The organism is Paenibacillus sp. CFBP 13594 (genome assembly GCF_014842675.1).
GTDB lineage: Bacteria > Bacillota > Bacilli > Paenibacillales > Paenibacillaceae > Paenibacillus > Paenibacillus amylolyticus_B.
Genome location: NZ_JACYVQ010000010.1, coordinates 38,424 through 62,293 on the forward strand (window position 1 = coordinate 38,424; position 23,870 = coordinate 62,293).

General features: G+C 51.8%; 6 protein-coding genes and 1 pseudogene. 3 read left to right on the top strand and 4 right to left on the bottom strand.

Annotated elements, in window-relative coordinates; translation table 11 throughout:
- The first annotated feature begins 60 nt into the window (after positions 1–60).
- Positions 61–19,053, top strand: coding sequence for a non-ribosomal peptide synthase/polyketide synthase (locus tag IFU39_RS25930; RefSeq protein WP_192135695.1), 18,993 nt, complete (start codon positions 61–63; stop codon positions 19,051–19,053).
- A 200-nt stretch (positions 19,054–19,253) separates the two neighbouring features.
- Here IFU39_RS25930 and IFU39_RS25935 read toward each other — a convergent pair.
- Positions 19,254–19,580, bottom strand: a pseudogene (locus IFU39_RS25935) (nitroreductase family protein); the annotation flags it as partial.
- Here IFU39_RS25935 and IFU39_RS25940 point away from each other — a divergent pair.
- Positions 19,579–19,854 (top strand): helix-turn-helix domain-containing protein, encoded by a 276-nt coding sequence (locus IFU39_RS25940; RefSeq protein WP_244661132.1) that lies wholly within the window; start codon positions 19,579–19,581, stop codon positions 19,852–19,854. The pseudogene IFU39_RS25935 and the gene IFU39_RS25940 overlap by 2 nt on opposite strands.
- 43 nt (positions 19,855–19,897) lie before the next feature.
- Here the strand turns inward: IFU39_RS25940 and IFU39_RS25945 are convergent, their stop codons facing one another.
- Both IFU39_RS25945 and IFU39_RS25950 read right to left on the bottom strand, forming a co-directional pair.
- Positions 19,898–20,572, bottom strand: coding sequence for a VOC family protein (locus tag IFU39_RS25945; RefSeq protein WP_192135699.1), 675 nt, complete (start codon positions 20,570–20,572; stop codon positions 19,898–19,900).
- Positions 20,573–20,593: 21 nt separating this feature from the next.
- Entirely contained in the window at positions 20,594–21,475 is an 882-nt protein-coding gene (locus tag IFU39_RS25950; RefSeq protein WP_149846820.1) for a LysR family transcriptional regulator, read from the bottom strand.
- A 168-nt stretch (positions 21,476–21,643) separates the two neighbouring features.
- Between IFU39_RS25950 and IFU39_RS25955 the strand changes: the two genes are divergently transcribed.
- On the top strand, positions 21,644–22,825 hold the full coding sequence (locus IFU39_RS25955; protein ID WP_192135701.1) for an MFS transporter: 1,182 nt from the start codon (positions 21,644–21,646) through the stop codon (positions 22,823–22,825).
- Positions 22,826–22,863: 38 nt separating this feature from the next.
- Here the strand turns inward: IFU39_RS25955 and IFU39_RS25960 are convergent, their stop codons facing one another.
- On the bottom strand, positions 22,864–23,832 hold the full coding sequence (locus tag IFU39_RS25960; RefSeq protein ID WP_192135703.1) for a helix-turn-helix transcriptional regulator: 969 nt from the start codon (positions 23,830–23,832) through the stop codon (positions 22,864–22,866).
- Positions 23,833–23,870 lie beyond the last annotated feature (38 nt).

Here is a 23,870-nt window from a genome sequence, read left to right on the forward strand (position 1 = left end):
TTCTGATATTCAGGTATAAAGCCTATCTACAAACAATCTCTAATACGGGAGTGTGTCGATGTGAGAGAGAATACGAACAAGCAATATGGATTAACGCAAGCCCAGCGCCGGATATGGTTCATGGAAATTATGAATCCGGGCACATCCATCACGATGCTTTCCGCGACCTACCAGATTACGGGCGAGATCGACACCAAGCTACTTGAGCAAGCGGCAGCAGAGATTGTCAAAACCTATGACGCTTTCCGAATCCGCATTAGCGGGGATTTGCAAAATCCAACGCAGTGGTTCGAAGAGCCAGAGAATGTCCAAGCCAGGATAAGCCACCTCGAAATAGGCACGACCGAACAATTCTATGCTTGGGTGAAAGAAGTAACCGAAAAACCGGCCAGCGTGTTCGACGAACACCTCTACCAATTTACGATGATCCATTTTGCGAACGGCCAAGTATGGCTTAATTTGACTATAAATCATATCATCGCCGATGGCTTGTCCGTCACTGCTTTGCTGCATGCGGTGATGGAAAAATACCTCGAACTGCGCAAAGGCATCTTCAGCAGTTACCAGGCCCCTTCCTATCTGGATTATATTTCAACTGAGCGTGAGTATGAGCAATCGCAGCGTTATCAAAAAGGCAAGGAATATTGGCTGACCAAGTACAACACTTTGCCTGAAACGAGCGGCATTAAATCGGTTCCGCCATTCTCGATTGGCAGCGAATCGAATAAACGTTCCATCACTTTGGATGCTTCCCGCTACGACCGCATTCTGGCTTTTAGCGAACAATATCAGGTCAGTTTATATACGTTATTTTTGTCCGCCATGTACGTCTTATTGTACAAGCTGACCGACAGCACCGATGTGCCGGTCGGAACGGTTTTTGCCAATCGCACCAGCAAGAAGGAAAAAGAAACGATCGGTATGTTCGTCAGCACCGTGGCTACGCGGATTAGTCTGAATCCAGATGGGTCCGTGCTTTCCTTGATCCAAACGGTTTCCAAGGAAAATACGGCGGATCTGCGGCATCAGAAATATCCTTATAACCAATTGATCCAGGATTTACGCGAACAACACGGCCGCAACGATCTTTCGGAGCTGTTCCGCACGTCTCTGGAATATCTGCCTTTAAAAATAGTGGAGTACGAAGAAATCAAGGTACGTCTGGAGGCTCACTTTGCTAGGCACGAGATGGATGATTTACTGCTGCGCTTCGACCATATGCTGAATGAAGGTCATGTCATTCTCCATGCTTCCTATCGTACCGGCCTGTTCGAGACGACCGAGATTGATCGCATTATGGAACAGTATGTAACCGTTTTGGACCAGTTTCTTGAGACTCCCGAACTGCGGGTACGCGAGATTTCTCTACTGGGCGATGAGGAGAGACGCCGAATTCTGGATGTGTTTAACCCGCCGGTGGCAGCACTGAGCGAGGGAATAGCGTTTCACCGGTATGTCGAAAAGTTTGCACGAGACATTCCGGATCACCCGGCAGTTGTTTACATGGACAAAAAGCTGACCTACGGCGAATTGAACAAACGCGCCGAGCGGCTGGCTTCGCTCCTTCGTGAACAGGGCGTGGGAAGGGAGACAATTACGGGGATCTGGGCGGAGCGCTCGGTGGAACTGCTGGTCGGTGTGCTCGCCGTATGGAAAGCCGGCGGAGCTTATGTACCGCTGGACCCCGATTATCCGGCGGAGCGGATTGAGTACATGCTCAGCGATAGCGAAGCATCGGTGCTGCTTACGCAGCGTCATCTGATGGAGGGGGCCGGAGGTTGGTTGGCCGATGGCCGGCTGAAGCTTCAAGCTGTCTATGCGATGGACGATGAACAGATGTATAACGGGGATACCTCAGCCGTGGAATTTGAATCTGCGGACAGTGCCCCGCAAGACTTGGCTTATGTGATTTACACCTCGGGTACGACGGGACGCCCAAAAGGCGTCATGATCGAGCATGGTAGTCTCATGAATACGGCGGATGCGTACCGCCGTGAGTACCGATTGGATCAGTTCCCGGTGCGCCTGCTGCAACTGGCCAGCTTCTCGTTTGACGTGTTCGTTGGAGACATCGCGCGGACGCTATATAACGGAGGAACGATGGTAATTGTGCCAAAGGATGACCGGATTGATCCGAACCGCTTATACGGCTGGATTCGGCAGCAAAACATTACGGTATTTGAATCGACACCTGCGCTCATCCTACCGTTCATGCAGCATATTTATGAAGAAGGGCTGGACGTCAGCTCCATGCAGTTGCTGATTACCAGCTCGGATGCTTGCAGTGTCACCGATTACCGATTGCTGCAGGAAAGATTCGGCGGACAATTCCGCATCATCAACAGCTATGGCGTTACCGAAGCGGCGATTGACAGCAGCTTTTACGATGAGCCGCTGGACAAGCTCCCATCGTCGGGTCATGTGCCGATCGGCAAAGCTTGGTTGAACGCCCGGTTTTACATTGTCGATGCTGCGTTAAAGCCGGTTCCTGTAGGGGTCCCGGGTGAACTTGTCATCGGCGGCGCCGGGGTAGCGCGCGGGTATTGGAACCGTCCGGATCTGACCGCCGATAAGTTTGCAGACAGCCCGTTTGTGTCTGGCGAACGTCTGTATCGGACAGGAGACCTGGCCCGCTGGCTGGAAGACGGCAACGTTGACTTCATTGGCCGGATCGACTATCAGGTGAAAATTCGCGGGTTCCGGATCGAACTCGGCGAAATCGAAACGGCCCTGTTGCGTCTTCCGGACGTCAAGCAGGCTGTAGTGACCGACCGTACGGATGAGCAGGGGCAAAAGTATCTGTGCGGCTACGTGGCAGGGGATGCTTCCCTGCAGCTGAGTGAACTGCTGTCCCAATTGAAGCAAGAGCTACCGGCACATATGGTTCCGGCCCGGCTGGTGTCTCTTGATCAGCTTCCGCTCACACCGAACGGCAAGATTGACCGTAAAGCGCTGCCTGAACCGACCGGAGAGGTAGAAGCGGGCCGTGAGTATATGGCTCCTCGCACAACACTGGAAACAAGACTTGCTCTTATTTGGCAGCAGGTGCTGGGTATTGCGCGAGTTGGAGTCCATGACGATTTCTTTGACCTGGGTGGTCATTCCTTGCGGGCCTCCGCGCTTGTTTCCAAGATTCGAAAAGAGCTGCAAGTCGAGGTTCCGCTGCGGGACGTTTTCCGCTACACCACGATCGAACAGCTCGCCCAAAGAATCAGCGGTTTAAAGCAGCAGGAGACGTATGAGATTACAAAGGCGGCAGAGGCCGAGTATTATCCGGTTTCATCCGAGCAAAAGCGTCTGTACGTCCTGCGCCAGCTTGACGCGGCCGAGCGTAGCTACAATATGTCGGCGGCGCTTCTTCTCGAAGGCAAGCTGGACCGCACGCGCGTAGAGTACGCGTTCCGTGAGCTGATTCAGCGCCATGAGACACTGCGTACCGGGATCGAGCAGGTTCAAGGCGAGCTTGTGCAGCACATCTATGACGAGGTGGAGTTTGCCGTAGATTATTTCCAGGTGAGCGAGGGAGAAGTGGACCAAGTGGTCGAAGCATACTATCACCCGTTTGATCTGACCAAGCCGCCACTTCTTCGCATTGGTCTGATCGAAGTCGCCAAGGATCGCCACATTCTGCTGTTCGATATGCACCATATCGTTTCGGATGGTATCTCGACAGCATTGCTTTTCGACGAGTTCAGCCGCCTGTATCGGGGTGAGGAGCTGGCTCCGTTGCATATTCAATACAAAGATTATGCCGTTTGGCAGCATTCCGAACCCTACGGGCAGTTGGTCCAGCCGCAGAAGGAGTACTGGCTGGAACAGCTGTCGGGCGAGCTGCCTGTATTAGAACTGCCAACAGACTTCCCGCGGCCTGCGGTGCAAAGTTTTGATGGCCGGACCGTAAAGTTTGATATTGGGAAAGAGCGGACGGAGAAGCTGAAAGAACTGGCCGCACGGACGGGTACGACCCTGTACATGGTGCTGTTGTCTGCTTACTCGATCCTTATGCATAAATATTCGGGTCAGGAAGATCTGATCGTGGGAACGCCGATTGCCGGAAGAACGCAAGAAGAAGTGCAGCCGATCGTAGGGATGTTTATCAACACGCTGGCTATTCGCAGCCATCCGGAGCGTTCCAAGCCGTACCTAAAGTATCTGGAAGAAATGAAGGAAATCACACTCGGGGCGTTTGAACACCAAAATTATTTGTTCGAAGATGTGTTGGAAAGCCTTCACATTTCGCGCGCGACTGGCCGGAATCCGCTCTTTGATACGTTCTTTTCCCTGCAAAATACGGAGAATGAGCAAATTGTCATCGAGGGGCTGGAGCAATCGTTTTATCCGTTGGAAAACCGAACGTCCAAGTTCGAGTTGCTTCTGGACATTTCGGAGCTGGATGGTCAGCTCGAATGCCGGTTGGAGTACGCTACGGCTTTGTATAAGCAGGAGACCGCGGAGCGGTTCGCCAGACATTACGACAAGCTGCTCGAAACTATCGTAACAGCGCCGGAAGGGGATATTGCTTCGCTGGAAATGCTAACGGAGCAGGAAATCCGTGAACTGGTGCGCGGTTTTAATGATTCGGAGGCAGACTACCCGCGTCAGCAGACGATTCATGGCTTGTTCGAAGAGCAGGTGAAGCTTTACCCGGATAACGTGGCCGTCGTCATGAATGAACGGCAGTTGACCTACCACGAACTGAACGAGCGATCCAACCGCCTTGCACGTAAGCTGAGAGAGACAGGAGTCGAAGCGGATCAGTTGGTAACGATTCTGGCCGAACGTTCGCTTGATATGGTCGTCGGCATTCTGGCGATTCTCAAAGCTGGCGGAGCCTACGTGCCTGTCGATCCCGACTACCCCGAGGAACGCATCCGCTTCATGATTGAGGATTCGGGTGCGCCGTTATTGCTGATTCAAAAGCATTTGCATGAGAAGACCAACTTCGCAGGAAAGCGCCTCGAATTGGACGATTTCGTTTGGGGCGACAAAGGGGCGGAATTCGCTGGTGAGCTGGACGCTTCGAATCTGGAGCCGATTTCCGGCCCGGGTAACTTGGCTTATGTCATCTACACATCGGGAACGACCGGCAAACCCAAAGGAACGTTGATTGAGCATAAAAACGTCGTGCGCCTTTTGTTCAACGACAAGAACCTGTTTGACTTTGGGACGTCCGACACATGGACGTTATTCCACTCGTTCTGCTTCGATTTCTCCGTCTGGGAGATGTACGGAGCACTTCTGAATGGAGGAAGGCTGGTTATCGTACCGCCGCTCACGGCGAAAAATCCGGCCGAATTCCTGGCACTGTTGAGCCGCGAACGGGTCACGATTTTGAACCAGACCCCAACATATTTCTATCAACTGCTGCGTGAGGTTTTAGCGGACCATCCGTACGATCTGCGGATTCGCAACGTCATCTTCGGCGGCGAAGCGCTCAGCCCGCTGTTGCTCAAGGGTTTCAAGACAAAGTACCCGGAGACAAAGCTGATCAATATGTACGGTATTACCGAAACGACGGTTCACGTGACGTATAAGGAAATTACATGGATCGAGATGGAGGCGGCGAAGAGTAATATCGGCAAGCCGATCCCGACGCTGAGCGTGTACGTCCTGGATGAAAACCGTCGTCCTGTTCCGATCGGCGTAGCAGGCGAAATGTACGTAGCCGGAGAGGGCCTGGCGAGAGGATACTTGAATCGCCCGGATTTGACGGCGGAAAAGTTCGTTGATTCCCCGTTTGCGGAGGGGGAAAAACTGTATCGCTCAGGCGACTTGGCGGCCTGGCTGCCGGACGGCAACATCGAATACCTCGGCCGGATCGATCATCAGGTCAAAATCCGCGGGTACCGGATCGAGCTGGACGAAATTGAGACGCAGCTTCTGAACGTGGAAGGTGTGGAAGAAGCGGTGGTGCTCGCCCGTCAGGATAACGGGGGCGAGAAGGCGCTGGTTGCCTACTTTGTGGCGGACCGGACGCTGACGGTTAGCGAAATGAGAACCTCGCTGGCCCAGGGAATGCCGGGATACATGATCCCGTCGTACTTCGTGCAGCTGGAACGCATGCCGCTGACGTCCAACGGGAAAGTGGACCGCAAAGCACTGCCGGAGCCGCAAGGCGGCCTGCAAACGGGTGTCGAATACGTAGCCCCTCGTAACCTTACGGAGTCCCAGCTTGTGAAAATCTGGGAGGAAGTGCTGGGTTACTCGGGCATTGGAATCCTGGACAATTTCTTCGAACTCGGAGGACATTCCTTGCGGGCAACAAACCTTGTCAGCAAGATTCGGAAGGAAATGAACGTTGAACTTCCGCTGCGCGATGTGTTCCGCTATATGACGGTAGAATCGATGGCTGGGGCTATTGCCAGCTTGGAAGAATCAGAGCACAGCACGATTCCAGTAGCGGAAGAGAAAGCATACTATCCGGTTTCCTCTGCACAAAAAAGGCTGTACGTCCTGCATCAGCTGGATAGCTTGGAGCTGAATTATAACCTCCCAAGCGCTCTACAATTGGAGGGGGATTTGAACGAGGCCAAAGTAGAAGATGTGCTGACTACTTTGATGGCCCGGCACGATATGCTGCGCACCGGTTTTGAAATCGTGAATGGGGAGCCGGTTCAGCGTATTCATCCGCTCGTCGCTTGCAAGGTCGAGAAGATTCGAGCAAGCGAGGATCAGGTTGCAGCCATTCTTGAAGGCTTCATCCAGCCTTTTGACTTGACCCAGCCGCCTTTGCTGCGCGCCCTGCTGATCGAATTGGAGAAAGAAAAATTCCTGCTTGCGCTGGATATGCATCACATTGCTTCCGATGGTCTTTCCATGGATGTACTGCTGCGTGAATTCGTGCGGCTATACAATGGGGAAGAGCTGCCGGAGCTGCGGATTCAATACAAGGATTACGCCGTTTGGCAGCAATCCGAGGAACAGCGTCAACGCATCAAACGACAGGAGGAATACTGGCGCGGGGTATTCAGCTCCGAGCTTCCGGTTCTTGAGCTGCCTCTTGACTACTCCCGTCCAGCCGTTCAGCAGTTTGACGGTCAAACGCTCACGTTTACGCTAGATGCGGAGAAAGGCGAAGCTCTCAAACAGCTTGCCAGCGATTCGGGGGCAACGTTGTACATGATTCTGCTGGCTGCGTACTCCGTATTGCTTCATAAATACGCGGGACAGGAAGATATCGTAGTCGGCACTCCGATTGCCGCTCGTTCTCACGCCGACTTGCAGCCGATTATCGGCATGTTTGTCAATACGCTGGCCCTTCGCTTGGGTCCGACGGCAGAGCGGACGTTCATGGATTACTTGCAGGAAGTGAAGGAAACGACACTTGGAGCCTACGAGCACCAGGATTATCCGTTTGAGGAGCTGGTAGAAGCTCTTCAGGTGAGCCGGGATTTAAGCCGGAATCCGCTGTTTGACACCATGTTTTCTTTGCAAAAGCACGAAAGCCTGGATTTAATTCTTGAAGGCTTGCAGTGGTCGCTGTTTGACATCGAGGAAAAGACGGCAAAGTTTGATCTTAGCTTGGATATCGTGGAAGAGGGTAACGAGTTGGTTTGCAAGATCGAGTACGCTACCTCGTTGTTTAGACAGGAAACGATGGAACGGCTGGCGGGTCATTACGAGCAGCTTTTGGCGTCGATCCTGGCTCAGCCGGGTGCGCGGATTTCGGATTTGGATATATTGACGGACAGCGAAAAGGATAATTTATTGGTCGGGTTTGACGTGTCGTCTTCGGCTCTTGTGAAGCAACCCGCCGCAGAGGGTACAGGTCTGGAAGCGGATGAGTCATGGAGAGAGAGAACGTTCCACGAGCTGTTCGAGGAGCAGGCGAAACGCGCTCCGGGAGCGCTAGCGGTTGTATACGAAGACAGCAAGCTGACATATGCGGAGCTGAATGCCAAAGCGAATCGTCTGGCGTATGTACTGCGGGCACGTGGGGTGAAACCGGAACAGGTGGTCGGCATTCTGGCCGGCCGTTCAGCCGAGCTGTTGATCGGGGTGCTCGCCGTATGGAAAGCTGGCGGTGCTTATGTACCGCTTGACCCCGACTATCCAGCGGAGCGGATAGAATATATGCTTGCGGATAGCGGGGCGTCGGTGCTGCTTACCCAGACCTGCCTGTTGGAGCAGGCGGAAACTTGGCGCTGCAACGGAGCTTTAACGCTGCAAGCGGTGCTTGCACTTGATGACGCCGCGGCGTACAGCCTCGGAACGGCGGAAACGGCTGTAGGCGTACAAGCTTTGGGCGAAGCGGGCGCGGAGGCGGAGGCTTTGGCGCGAGAGGCGACGGCTGCAGCCGAAACGTCCGTCACGGCAGAAGCTGCGCAGAACGTACAAGCGGCGGATCTCGTATCAAATCCGGCAAATGTGAACAAGCCGGGCGATCTGGCTTATGTCATCTACACCTCCGGTACGACGGGCCGTCCGAAGGGCGTGGCAGTGGAACACGGCAGCTTGGTGAACACGGCGGCGGGCTACCGGCGGGGCTACCGTCTGGATCAGTTCCCGATCCGGCTGCTGCAACTTGCCAGTTTCTCGTTTGACGTGTTCGTTGGTGACATTGCACGGACGCTGTACAACGGTGGAACTATGGTCATTGTGCCGAAGGAAGACCGGATTGATCCAACCCGCCTCTATGGCTGGATTCGCGACTACGCCGTGACAGTGTTCGAATCAACTCCTGCGCTGGTTGTGCCGTTCATGGAGCATGTGTATACCGAGGGTCTGGACCTCAGCTCGATGCAGCTGCTGATCACAAGCTCGGATGCCTGCAGTGTAGCGGATTATCGTACCTTGCAGGAGCGCTTTGGCTCGCAGTTCCGTATTATTAACAGCTACGGCGTAACTGAAGCGGCGATTGACTCCAGCTTCTATGACGAGCCGCTGGAGAAGTTGCCGAAGACGGGCAGCGTGCCAATCGGGAAAGCGTGGCTTAACGCCAGATTCTACATCGTGGATGCAAATCTGAAGCCAGTGCCGATCGGGGTGCTCGGCGAGCTGGTTATCGGCGGAGCGGGAGTGGCGCGCGGTTACTTGAACCGCCCGGGTTTAACGGCGGAGAAATTCGTTGATAGCCCGTTCACCGCTGAGGAGCGGTTGTACCGGACGGGTGATCTGGCACGCTGGATGCCTGACGGCAACGTAGAATTCATCGGCCGAATTGACAATCAGGTGAAAATTCGTGGTTACCGGATTGAGCTTGGTGAGATTGAAGCGGCCATGAAAAATGTTGCCGAGGTGCGGCAAGCGCTAGTCATCGACCGGACGGACGAGCAAGGGCAGAAATATCTGTGCGGATATGTCGTAGTGGATTCCAGCTTCAATCTGGAAGGACTTGTGGCCCATCTGGACGCCGTACTGCCTTCTCATATGGTGCCTTCGCGCATCATGCTTCTCGATCAATTGCCGCTTACACCGAACGGCAAGATTGACCGTAAAGCATTGCCTGTGCCAGAAGGAAGCATTCGTGCCGAGGTTGCATACACGGCGCCGCGTACTCCTGCCGAGCAAGCACTCGCTTTGGTCTGGCAGTCAGTGTTAGGCGTGGATCAGGTGGGCACCATGGATAATTTCTTTGCGCTTGGTGGGGATTCAATTAAAGCTTTACAGGTATCTTCTCGTCTATTGCAGTCGGGGTATAAGCTGGTCATGAAAGATTTATTCCATTACCCGACGATTTCCGCCCTTAGTTTGCGGTTGCAAACAGCGGAGAGAACGGCAAGCCAGGCCGAAGTGACGGGAGAGGTTATCCTGACCCCGATTCAGCGCTGGTTCTTTGAACAAAATCCGGCCGATGTGCATCATAGCAATCAGGCACTCATGCAGTTCTCCAAGCAAGGCTTTGATGAAAAAGCTTTACGCCAAGCGGTGCGTCAGCTTATCGTGCATCACGATGCTCTTCGTACGGTTTATCGTCAAACCGAGAATGGTTATACCGCATGGAACCGCGGCGCTGGGGAGAGCGAAGTGCTGTTCGATCTGGAGGTTGTCGATTTCAAGGGAGCCCGCGACGTGAAAAAAGCGGTAGAGGCTAAGGCAAATGATATTCAAGCGAGCATCGATCTGGAAAACGGTCCGCTGGTGAAGCTTGGTTTGTTCCGCTGCAACGATGGCGACCATCTGCTCATCGCAATCCATCACTTGATCGTAGACGGCGTATCCTGGCGGATTCTGCTTGAGGATTTTGCTGCCGCCTATGAGCAGGCGCTGCAAGGGCAGCCGATCCGTCTGCCGCTCAAAACGGATTCATTCCAAACGTGGGCGAAACAGCTCGCTGATTATGCGAACGGGCCGGCGATGGAAAGCGAGAGAGCGTATTGGCAGTTTATCGAGCAATTGGTCTATGAGCCGCTTCCAAAAGATTTTGATCAAGGCAGATCCAAACTGAAGGACAGCGGGCTCGTAACCGTTCGATGGGCGGCGGACGAAACTGAACAGCTGCTGAAGCGGGCTCATCGTGCTTACCATACGGAAATGAACGATTTGCTGCTTGCTGCGCTGGGCCTCTCAGTACAAGCTTGGAGCGGCCAGAAACGCGTGCTGGTGAATCTCGAAGGCCACGGCCGGGAAGAAGTTTTGCCAGATGTGGACATTACGCGCACGGTAGGTTGGTTTACAAGCCAATTCCCTGTTGTTCTGGAGCCAGGTCACGCTCAGGCACTCGGTCATCAGGTGAAACAGGTGAAAGAAAACTTGCGCCGCATTCCGAACAAAGGAATCGGCTACGGCATCCAGCGTTATTTGTCGGCGCCGTGTGACGGAGAACGCTTCGTTTTGGAGCCGGAGATCAGTTTTAACTATTTGGGTCAGTTCGACCAGGATTACGAAAGCAGTAGCTCCCAGCCTTCTCCGTTCAGCCCGGGCTCCGATTCAAGCCCAAATGCTGTGATGGATTATGTCCTAGATATCAATGGTATGGTGTCGGAAGGCGTGTTGGAACTCACGATCCGTTATGGAGAAACCCAGTATCAACGGGAAACGGTTGAGCGTTTGGGCACCCTGCTTCAATCGAGTTTGCGTGAAGTCATCAGCCATTGCGTATCGAAAGAGCGGCCGGAGCTTACCCCTAGTGATGTACTGCTTCAAGATGTGACGGTGGAGGAACTGGAGCAGCTGTCCGAACATACGGCGGCACTCGGCGAACTGGAGAATGTATACACCCTGACTCCGCTGCAAAAAGGGATGTTGTTCCACAGCTTGCTGGATGCCGATTCGGAAGCTTACTTCGAACAGGTAACCTTCGATCTGTACGGAAGTCTGAATGTGGAAGCCTTCACCCGAGGGTTGGATACGCTGGTGCAGCGGAATGAGGCGCTGCGGACCAACTTTATTACCGGCTGGAGAGACGAGCCGATTCAAGTGGTATTTCGCGAGCGGAAGTGTGAAGTGTATTTTGAAGATATTCGCACGGCAAGAGATGAACACCCTGAGAAGACGATAGCCGATTTTGTCAGCGCGGATAAGGCGAACAAGTTCGATTTGGCCCAAGACTCTCTTATGCGTGTGACCGTTTTGCGCACAGGCGACGAGTCCTACCATGTGATTTGGAGTCATCATCACATTTTGATGGATGGCTGGTGCATGTCCTTCATGATCAAGGAAGTGTTCGACACTTACTTTGCGTTTCAGGAGAAGCGAGCGCCAGAGCTCCCACCGGTTACCTCGTACTCCCGATATATCGAATGGCTGGAAGCTCAAGATGTAGCGAAAGCTTCGGGTTACTGGTCTGAGTATTTGGCGGGTTACGATCAGCAGACCAAGCTGCCGCAGGAGAGAACGCAGCTGAAACAGCATGCTTTTGAAATGGCTGAGATCGATGTGGAACTCAGCAAAGGACTGACTGGGCAGATTGAGCGTGTGGCACGCCAGCAGCAGGTGACACTCAACACATTTATGCAGACTGTATGGGGACTGGTCTTACAGATATACAACAACAGCGAGGATGTTGTATTCGGTTCCGTTGTATCCGGCCGTCCGGCGGAAATTCCGGGCATTGAAAGCATGATTGGCCTGTTTATTAATACGATCCCGGTCCGTATTCAAGGTAAAGCCGAGGAGACGGTAGCCGATATTTTGAGAAAAACCCAGGATCAAGCGCTGGCATCGGGAGCTTACGAAACATTCCCGCTGTTCGAAATTCAGTCGCTGAGCGAGCAAAAGCGTGACTTGATCAACCATATTATGGTCTTTGAAAATTATCCGATGGAAGAACAGATTGAGCAAGTTGTCGGCGGAGGACAAGAAGCGCTGAAAATCGCTAATATCCAATCGCCGGAACAAACGAACTACGACCTGGACATTACCGTCATTCCGGAAGAGCATATTTTGCTGCGGTTTACGTACAATGCACTGACATTCAGAGAGCATGACATCAGGCAGATCCACGGTCATTTTGCCCGTGCATTGGAGCAGGTTGCGGCTAATCCGAATGTTCGTGTACATGAGTTAGAGCTTTTGACGGCGGCGGAAAAAGAAGAAATTGTAGGCGTGTTTAATCCGGTGCAGCCGGAAGTGGCTCCTGTTGGCGCCTTCCATCGCCTGTTCGAGGAACAGGCGGAACACACGCCGGAAGCGGAAGCCGTCGTATACGAGAACGATCGGCTGACGTATGCGGAGCTGAACGAGCGGGCGAACCGCCTGTCGGCAACACTGCGTGCAAGCGGCATCGGTCGGGAGACGATCGTTGGTATTCTCGCCGAGCGTTCGGTCGATTTGCTGGTGGCCGTGATGGCCGTCTGGAAAGCGGGAGGGGCGTATGTACCTCTTGACCCGGATTATCCGGCGGACCGCGTGCGGTTCATGCTGGAAGACAGCGGAGCGAAGGTGCTACTGACACAAACGCTGCTGCGAGAGCGCGCCGAATCCTGGCTCGGCGAAGAGGAATTGGCACTGGAGACGGTGCTGTATCTCGACGACGAAACGTCATACAGCGAAGATCGGGTAAATGCCCCGATGGGCTCCAGCATGGTTTCAGGTCTGGTCTCCGGCGAGCTGACGGGTGCTGTGAACGACCGTAATGAGAGTCACCCAAATGATGTTGATGTTGTCGGTATGGGTAGCTTCCATGAAGCCCGTCCGGAGGATCTGGCGTACGTCATCTACACGTCTGGAACGACGGGCAAGCCAAAAGGCGTGATGATCGAGCACCGCAGCCTGGTGAACACGGCAGCGGGCTACCGACGGGAATACCGGTTGGATCAGTTCCCGGTAAGGCTGTTGCAGCTCGCCAGCTTTTCGTTTGACGTGTTCGTGGGCGACATTGCGCGGACGTTATACAACGGTGGTACCATGGTCATTGTACCGAAGGACGACCGGGTCGATCCGTCTCGTCTGCACTACTGGATAGAGCGGGAGCAAGTGACGATCTTTGAATCAACACCGGCACTGATCGTGCCGTTCATGGAGCATGTGCATGAGCAGGGGCTAGAGTTAAGCGGTATGGAGCTGTTGATTACAAGCTCAGACAGTTGCAGTGTGGCGGAATACCGAACCTTGCAGGAACGGTTTGGTTCGTCGTTCCGCATTATCAACGCCTACGGCGTGACAGAAGCGGCGATCGACTCCAGTTTCTATGACGAGGAGTTGGCGAAGCTGCCGCAAACAGGCCATGTGCCAATTGGCAAAGCGTGGTTAAATGCGAAGTTTTACATCGTGGATGCACATCTGAATCCTGTTCCAGTCGGCGTGCTGGGCGAATTGGTTATCGGCGGAGTGGGTGTGGCACGCGGGTACTTGAACCGTCCAGAGCTGACGGAAGAGAAGTTTGTAGATAGTCCGTTTATCGTAGGTGAGCGGTTGTATCGCACGGGAGACTTGGCACGGTGGATGGAGGACGGAAACGTGGGCTTCATCGGCCGGATCGATAACCAGGCGAAAATCCGGGGTTACCGGATCGAGACGGGCGAAGTCGAAGCAAAGCTGCTGAGTGTAGATGGCGTGAAGGAAACGGTCGTTGTTGTCAGGGAAGATCAAGAGGGGCAGAAAGCGTTGTGCGCTTATTATACATTGGAAAAAGGCTTGACGGCGGCAGATTTGAAACGGGCGATCTCCAGCGAGCTACCGGGATACATGATTCCGTCGTATTTCGTCGAACTGGAGCAATTGCCTCTAACGCCGAATGGGAAAATTGACCGGAAGGCGCTGCCAGCGCCGGAAGGGGGAGCAGGCGGAGGCCGCGAATACGTGGCGCCGCGCACCGAACTGGAGGCAAAACTGGCCGCCATTTGGCAGGAAGTGCTTGTTCGGGAGAAGGCGGTAGGCGTAATGGACAACTTCTTCGACCTCGGAGGACACTCCCTGCGGGCGACAACACTTGTCAGTAAAATGCATAAGGAGCTCGGCGCCCAATTCCCGCTTCGCGACGTATTCCGCTACTCGACAGTTGAGGAAATGGCTGTGGCTATGGAGCAGTTGGAGATCGGCTCGTTTACGGCTATTCCGGCTGCGGAACCTAGCGAGTACTATCCGCTCTCTTCTGCTCAGAAACGTCTCTACATCTTGAACCAGCTGGAAGGAGGCGAGCTGAGCTACAACATACCGGGAGCTATGTTACTCGAAGGGCAGCTCGACCGGCAGCGGTTTGAAGAAGCATTCCGCGGGCTTGTAGCTCGTCATGAAACGCTGCGTACCGGCTTTGAGATGGTTGAGGGCGAAGGGGTTCAGCGGATTTACGAAGAAGTCACCTTCCAGGTGGAATATGTGCAGATCAACGGGGAGCAGGCGGAAGAAACGGTGAGCCAATTCGTTCGTGCGTTTGATCTGGCAAAGCCGCCACTTCTGCGGGTGGGCATTGCCGAACTCGCGCCGGACCGACACATTCTGATGTTTGATACACATCATATCGTATCGGACGGCGTTTCAATGGACGTACTGATCGAAGAGTTTGTGCATTTGTACAGCGGGGAGCCGCTCAAGCCACTCCGCATTCAGTACAAAGATTATGCAGTATGGCAGCAATCGGATAACCAGAAAGCTCAGCTAGCCAAGCAGGAAGCCTACTGGCACGACATGTTCCGCGGAGAACTGCCAGTTCTCGAAATGCCGACGGACTATCCGCGCCCGGCTATGCAGAGCTATGAGGGCCGCACGCTGCAATTGTTTATGAATATTGAGAAAAGCGAAGGTCTGAAACGGCTTGCAGCTGAGAACGGCGCAACGCTTTACATGGTTCTGCTTGCAGCGTATAACGTGCTTCTGCATAAATATTCAGGTCAGGAAGACGTGGTGGTAGGTACGCCGATTGCGGGCAGAAATCACAGCGACGTTCAACCGCTGATCGGGATGTTCGTTAATACATTGGCCATTCGCAGTTACCCGGCTGCCGGTAAGACGTTCCTTGACTACTTGAAGGAAATCAAGGAGACAACGCTGGGTGCTTTTGAACATCAGAATTATCCGTTTGAGGAACTGGTGGATAAGGTAAACGTAGCTCGTGATTTAAGCCGAAATCCGCTGTTTGATACGATGTTTGCTTTGCAGAATACAGAAAATGTCGAAATACAGCTTCCGGGACTGCATCTGTCGACGTATGCCAGCGAAGAAATTGTTTCCAAATTTGATCTCAGCTTGGACGTCACGGAGATTGAGGATGGCTTGGAATATCTTTTTGAATACGCCACGGCTCTATATAAAACGGAAACGGTGGAGAAGTTGGCTGCACACTACTTGCAGTTGCTTGAATCCATTCTCTCCAACCCGTCAGCGACGATTGCCGAGTTGAATATTTTAACGGCGGCGGAAAAAGAAGAAATTGTCGGCGCGTTTAACCCGGGGCAGCCGGAAGTGGCTCCTGCGACCGCGTTCCACCGGCTGTTCGAGGAACAGGCGGAACATACGCCGGAAGCGGAAGCCGTCGTATACGAGAACGATCGATTGACGTATGCGGAGCTGAACGTACGGGCTAACCGCTTGGCGGCTACGCTGCGCGGAAGCGGCATTGGCCGGGAGGAGATTGTTGGCATTCTCGCCGAGCGTTCGGTCGATTTGTTGGTGGCCGTGATGGCCGTCTGGAAAGCGGGAGGGGCGTATGTACCGCTTGATCCGGATTATCCGGCGGACCGCGTGCGGTTTATGCTCGAAGACAGCGCAGCGAAGGTACTGCTGACGCAAACGCAGCTGCGAGAGCGTGCCGAAGCCTGGCTCGGTGAAGAGGAACTGGCACTGGCGAAGGTGCTGTATCTCGACGACGAAACGTCATACAGCGAGGAACGAAGCAATGTGCCAATGGACTTTGGCCAAGGTTCCAACAGTGCTCCCGATCGAGTTAACGGCAAGCTAACGGGGGCTGTGAACGGTGGTGGCGAGATTCATCCAAATGATGTTGTCGGTATGGACAGCTTCCATGAAGCCCGTCCGGAGGATTTGGCGTATGTCATCTACACGTCCGGAACGACGGGCAAGCCCAAGGGTGTGATGATTGAGCACCGCAGCCTGGTAAACACGGCAGCGGGTTACCGACGAGAATATCGGTTGGATCAGTTCCAGGTGCGACTGCTGCAGCTCGCCAGCTTCTCGTTTGACGTGTTCGTGGGCGATATCGCGCGGACATTGTACAACGGAGGCAGCATGGTCATTGTACCGAAAGACGACCGGATCGATCCGTCTCGTCTGCACTACTGGATAGAGCGGGAGCAAGTGACGATCTTTGAATCAACGCCGGCGCTGATCGTACCGTTTATGGAATACGTGCATGAGCAAGGGCTGGAGTTGAGCAGGATGGAGCTGTTGATCACAAGCTCGGACAGCTGCAGTGTGGCAGATTACCGGACCTTGCAGGAACGGTTTGGCTCATCGTTCCGCATTATTAACGCCTACGGTGTGACGGAAGCGGCAATTGACTCCAGTTTCTATGACGAGGAGTTGGCGAAACTGCCGCAGACTGGCCATGTGCCAATTGGCAAAGCGTGGTTGAATGCGAAGTTCTATATCGTGGATGCACATCTGAATCCTGTTCCAGTCGGCGTGCTGGGCGAATTGGTTATCGGCGGAGTCGGTGTGGCGCGCGGGTACTTGAACCGTCCGGCGCTGACGGAAGAGAAGTTTGTAGACAGCCCTTTCACCGCGGGTGAGCGGTTGTATCGCACGGGAGATTTGGCACGGTGGATGGAGGACGGCAACGTGGATTTCATCGGCCGGATCGACAATCAAGCGAAAATCCGGGGCTACCGGATCGAGACGGGTGAGATTGAGTCACAGCTGCTGCGGGTGGTAGGTATACGCGAAGCGGTGGTGCTGGTTCGAAGTGATGCGAACGGGCAAAAGGCGCTGTGCGCGTACTACACAACGGAAAGCGAACTGACGGCGGCCGACCTGAAACGAGCGATCTCCAGCGAGCTGCCGGGTTACATGATCCCATCGTACTTCGTGGAGCTGGAGCATTTACCTCTGACACCAAACGGGAAAATCGACCGGAAAGCGCTGCCGGCGCCGGAAGAGGGAGCAAGTGCAGGGCGCGAATACGTGGGGCCGCGCACGGATCTGGAGACGAAACTGGTATCCATCTGGCAGGACGTGCTTGGGTCAGTTACGATTGGTGTGACAGACAACTTCTTCGACCTCGGGGGTCACTCGCTGCGGGCGACAACGCTGGTCAGTAAGGTGCACAAGGAGCTGCACGTGGACCTGCCACTGCGCGATGTATTCCGGTACTCGACTATTGAAGCGATGGCAGAAGTGATTAGCCGATTGGAGCAGCAGGAATTCTTCTCCATTCCGGTTCTGGATAAAAGGGAGTATTATCCGCTTTCCTCTGTGCAAAAACGGCTGTACATCCAGCAGCAGATGGAAGGTGCCGAGCTTAGCTACAACATGTCCGGCATGACGGTTCTCGTCGGGCGCTTGGAGCGGAATCAATTCGAGGCGGCGCTCCAAGGATTAATCGCTCGTCACGAAGTTTTGCGAACTGGCTTCGAGATGGTCGACGGCGAACCGGTACAACGGGTTTATTCGGATTTGGATTTTTCCGTCGAGTATACAAAAGCGCCGGAAAGTGAAACAAAAAGCATTGCAGATGCCTTTGTACGTGTCTTTGATTTGGAGCGGCCACCGCTGCTGCGTGTGGGCTTAGTTGAATGGGAAGCGGAACGTCATCTGCTTATGCTGGACATTCATCATATCGTCACGGATGGCATGTCGATGGGTATCTTCATCGAAGAGCTGCTGCGCCTGTATAACGGTGAGACGTTGGAACCGCTTCGGATTCAATACAAGGAATTCGCCGCTTGGCAGCAGTCCGAACCTGTAAAAAAACGGCTGAAAAGTCAGGAAGCTTACTGGCTGGACATGCTAGAAGGTGAACTGCCAACGCTTGAGCTGCCTACGGACTTTGTCAGACCCGTCGTTCGCAGCTTTGAGGGAGATGTGCTGCCTTTCAGTATCGACAAGCAGATGACCGACAGCTTGCAGCGTATTGCCGATGAGAACGGTGCTACCCTATATATGGTGTTATCGGCGGCCTATTCTATCCTGCTCAGCAAGTACTCGGGACAAGAAGACTTCATTGTAGGCACACCGGTTTCGGGCCGCACACATGCCGACCTGGAGCCACTCATCGGAATGTTTGTCAACACGTTGGCGATCCGCCATTATCCATCCGGGGAGAAGACGTTCCTCGATTACTTGAACGAAGTCAAAGAAACGATGCTGGGGGCCTACGACCACCAGGATTATCCGTTTGAAGAACTTGTGAAAAAGCTGCAGGTGCCGCGCGATCAAAGCCGCAATCCTGTATTTGATGTCATGTTTGCAGTGGAAACGAAGGAAGATAACGTTCAAAGCTTCGGGGATATCCAGATCGAATCTTATCCAGAAACGCATACGGTTTCCCAATTTGACCTTACCTTGATCATTTCGTTGCTGGATGAGGGTATGAATGGGCAGTTTGAATATGCCACCAAGTTGTTTACGCGCAATCTGATCGACAATTTCGCTCAGGACCTGCTCGTGATCATCACCCAAATTGGCGAACAGCCTTCGGTGCTGCTCAAGGATATTTCCCTGAACGGGCAATCCGAACAGGAGCAAGATGAGCTAGAGGCTATTGATATTATTTTCTAATCCTTTATCCGGCTTGGGTGAAAATGGATCATTTAAGCACGTTATATGCGACATTCGGTATATTGAGGAAGTGGTAATGAAAATTTGTGGTGGTTTCACGACTTTTTTATCACCTGACAAAAGTATTTAAGTTATGTAACAAAGGGTCCTGATGACAGTTGTCATCAGGACCCTTTGTTTATGAACGTATAATTAATGTTTTCCACTGATTTGCTGAAAATCTCCTCCATGTACTCAACATTGTTAGCATCGTAAAATACGGCAATGACAGCGGAAGACGTTAGTGCCTGTGTCTGGTTAAAAGAGCCCAGTGGTGCAAGTTTCCCTTTGCCTTCAGCACTGTCGATAACAAGAAACGCCAAGGTTGCATGTTAATGGCCGAAGGGGCACGTGAAGCTTTCGCCAGTATTTCGGTCATCTCCTCGCGACTGGATTTTCACTTCAGGGTCGTAGACTTTAACGGAATGGCGCTCCAAGACGATGTTATCAAAATCATTTATTTTGTTGAATTGGCCGGATGAACATATGCTGAGAGATCATAATAACTATCGAATATATGCGCAGAGCATTATTCAGCATCTGGAAGTGGTCAAACAATGTTTAGCTGTTGGTTTTACGATCAATGAGATCCAATCTATGATCTCTAAACATGGGTTTTCAAATAATGATCAAGCAAGCATTATCCAAGCGAAAATATCAGAAATTGAAGAAACACAAAATAAATTAGAGAATTCCAGACAAAATCTGTACGAAATTCTTAAATCGGATATCACGTGTGAGGATGGTTTTGGTAAGTATTGAGCTGGAAATCCCTCTTGAGTTTTTCATTCAGTACGTTCTTACATCATATCGATTCAATCGAGTACATATCGTCCTGTATACGCAAATTACCGGGCTGCCCAGTTTCAACTTTTACCTCCGTGGCAAATACACCAGGCATACGCCCGTCTGGGAACCAGGGCATCTGTTTATCAATGACAATAAACATGCCTTCTGCATCACCCGTAGGGGAGAATTGTTTTCCGTCTCCGGCAAAGGGTTCAAGTTGATAATGCCCATTCAATATGTTTGTCGTCTCAGAGACATCATCGACAGGCAGACCGATTTCACTAATACATAACAGATGCTTCGCTTCAAAAGCTTCATCAACTGCATTATCGAGTGAATGGTGAGCGATAAATTCCATCAAGTTGCCGCTTGGATCATAAAAATAGAAGGCTGTTGCATCCCAGTAGGGGAAATAAAATTCATCTTGTCCATCTTTGGAGAGCACTGAAATGTTACGGTCTTGAGCCCACCTTTTCGCATCAGCAAGTTTATTCGTTGGAATCGTAAATGCTACATGATAGTAGGGCTTTTCTTGTTCTGGCGCCTTCTTGAAAGAGAGGACCGAGTTCCCCGCACGGAATGAAACGCATGTTGCATTATCCTCCACAAGATCCATTTCCAGTAGTGTACCGTAAAACTCTTTTATGGCCTCGACCTGATGTGTCAACAAACCAACTTCTCTTATTTTCATTTCAGTATCCTCCTTTTAATCTCACCTTTGATTGAAATACTCGATTGTTTTCTCAATAAATGCCTTGGCCGATTGCGTTAGGTAACGGTCGGACCGATGGATGATCTCAAAGTGCCGGTATGGCGGATCGTCTGTAATTCGGATGCAACGTAGCGTAGGCTCATTCATGGCTTTGATCAGAGGAAAAGGCAGCAGTGTTCCTCCGACATTGGCTTTGACCAGGCTAATGATGGAGGTTGCCGAACTGGTCTCCATGATGGTATTTAGGGTAAATCCATATTTACGGCAATAGCCATCGACCAATTCTCTGCCTGTAAATCCTTCGGGGAACATCACCGTTTGGATATCACGTAGCTCTTGAATTTCAATGGTGCTTCGTTCAGCCCAATCATGATTCTCGGAAACAACGAGTACATATTCTTCACTGCACAAAGGAATGCGCACAAGCCGCCTATCAGGGGCAGACGTGATCTCGATGCCGATGTCGACTTCATTTTCCAACACTTGATTTACGACATAGATCGAAGAGATAACCTTCAATTGCACCTTGGGAAATCGGGCATGAAAATCAACGAGCAGCGGAGTAATACGGTAATCCAAATCGGATGGAAGAACACCAATAACCAATCGTCCCCGCTGATCATTCCGAAATTCAGCCAACGCATCTTGGGTATTCTGTAAATGCCGGATCATCTGTACACAGTGCTCCAGAAACAGAGTGCCTGCCTGGGTCATCACAATTTTTTTGCCGACACGGTCAAACAAAGGAACACCAAGTTCATCCTCCAACCCACGTATCTGTTGACTCAACGTAGGTTGAGATATGCCAAGTTTCTCAGCTGCCCGTGTAAAATGAAGCTCCTCACACACTGTAATAAAGTTTTCCATTTGACGAATCTCCATGAATTCACCTCTAATCATTGGTTTTAGTAATCATTTTAATAGAAATAATAGTATTGTTCAATCATTCTGATGATTCTATACTTAATCGTGCACCACCCGAAGATCTTGTCGTTAACAAATGGGGTCTTTGGTGAAGGCAACGATACTACTACCATGAGGTGATCCATAATGAAATTTTTTTATATTGTATTGGCGCTTATTCTGGCTTCACTGAACTTAAGACCACCGATTACTTCCATTTCTCCTCTGATGAGTACCATACAGAATGATCTGGGTTTGAGTGGCATGACCGCCAGTCTGTTAACTACACTACCCGTATTATGTATGGGCATATTCGCTCCATTCTCTGTAAGACTAAGTAGAAGGTGGGGGAACGAAGGTGCCATTGTGCTGGCTTTAATCTTTATTGGGATAGGTACGGGATTACGATTGTTCGTAGGAGCAACTCCGTTGATGATGTTCACTTCTTTTCTGTCAGGTGTAGGGATTGCATTGGCAGGGCCGCTGTTGTCCAGCTTCATTAAGCAGTATTTCCCTAACCGAGTGGCAGCCATGGTCGGCATCTACTCTACAGCAATGGTGATGGGGGCCAGCATTAGTGTGGGATTATCGGTTCCGCTTCAGCATACGTTGGGGGGATCTTGGAGAGGTTCTTTGGCTACATGGGCATTACTCGCTGCCATTGCATTGCCGATCTGGTTAAAATTAGCTTGGTCTGCGCGTACAGAGCGACAATCCGGACAAACCTCGGCTGTCATTCATGCACCACTTCCGGTGAAGAACAGGCGTGCATGGGTGCTGACACTGTTCTTCGGACTGATGGCCGCGATCTTCTATTCATTAACCGCCTGGCTTGCGCCAGCCATTCAAAGCCATGGATATAGCCAAGAGACTGCTGGCAACATCCAAACGTTATTTACATTGATATCACTGCCCTCAACGTTATTCATTCCCATGCTTGTACACCGATACCAAAGACGTGTCTTCTGGCTTGTTGGATGTGCGATGTTGGAATTAACAGGTGTCCTGATGCTGAATCTCTCTGTCAGTCCGTGGTTCGCAGCGATCCCGCTCGGTATTGGTGCAGGTGGACTGTTCCCGATTGCACTCATGTTGCCAATTGATGAGACAAAAAATGCTCAGGAAGCGAGTAGCTGGTCCGCGATGACTCAATCTGGTGGCTACATTCTTGGAGCACTTGGGCCGCTGGCGATTGGTTGGCTCCGCGATCTAACAGGCAGCTTCGTGCAAGCATTTTATGGCTTGGCTATCATCATCGTGTTGCAGATTATCGTTCAATTGGCTATTGGTAATAAAAAAATGTTAAAAGTTAGCCGGGAGCAGAGCTAAAAGGCATGTGAAGTAAAATGGATATAGAAATATGATCTTTATACATGATCCAACAAGTCCAGATAGTACTGCCTTAATGCTTTCTGTAAGATGACGGGCTCCATAATCTTAATCGATTTACCATAGCCCGCAAGATATCTCACTATGAAATCAAGCTCGTGAGGTTCATACGAACCGACAAGATACATGTGTCCCATCTGCTCGATGATCTGCATAGATGGGAAATGTTCTTGCTGGAATAGCTCCATCCCGGCTTCATCAATCAGGCATTTAAATGGAATTGCTTGTTCCGATGGTTTCCATAAAGATTGGGCATCCTGTGAATAGAGTTCCTTTACATGAGTTAAAGGCTCAATCTCCGTTGTTTCGGCTGAAACGATACGGTCGCAGCGGAATACACGATACGCTTGTTTATGCATATCATAGGCCTGGCAATACCAATAGCCTTTCCTGGCATAGAGCGCGATGGGTTGAATGGTGCGGATATTGGTGTTTGCAGAAGATGACCTTTGATCAGAGGATCTACGCTGATTAGCGTACGTAATCTGGATCACTATATTCTGCACAGCAGCCATCAACAGAAACTCCAAATGTGCACTGTCGCGGATCTGCTCGGTATGTTGGAAGTAAACCCGGTGTTGGATGTTCTCAATATCCTGTCGTTGCTTGTCGGATAACGCGCTCATAAATTTCTCATGAATGGTACGGAAAGAGACTTGAAAAGGTAAGTTGGAGAAGCTGCGGAGAGCCTGCATCGCAAAATAAAGGGCATGAAGCTCCCCCGTATTAAACGAAATGGGAGGCAGCTGCATCTGTTGCAGCAGTCGATATCCGCCATAGCGTCCATATTCGACATAGATGGGCGCACCTAACTCTTCCAATGAAGCGATATCTCTTAAAGCGGTTCGTTTGGAGATCTGGAACTCCTGCATGAGATCTTGCAGAGTGAACTGTTGTTTTTGATTAATAAAGCGCAGCATCTGGTTCATACGTTCTGATTTTTTCATATCAAACCCTCTTAATGGTGCCATGGATTGGCACCTTT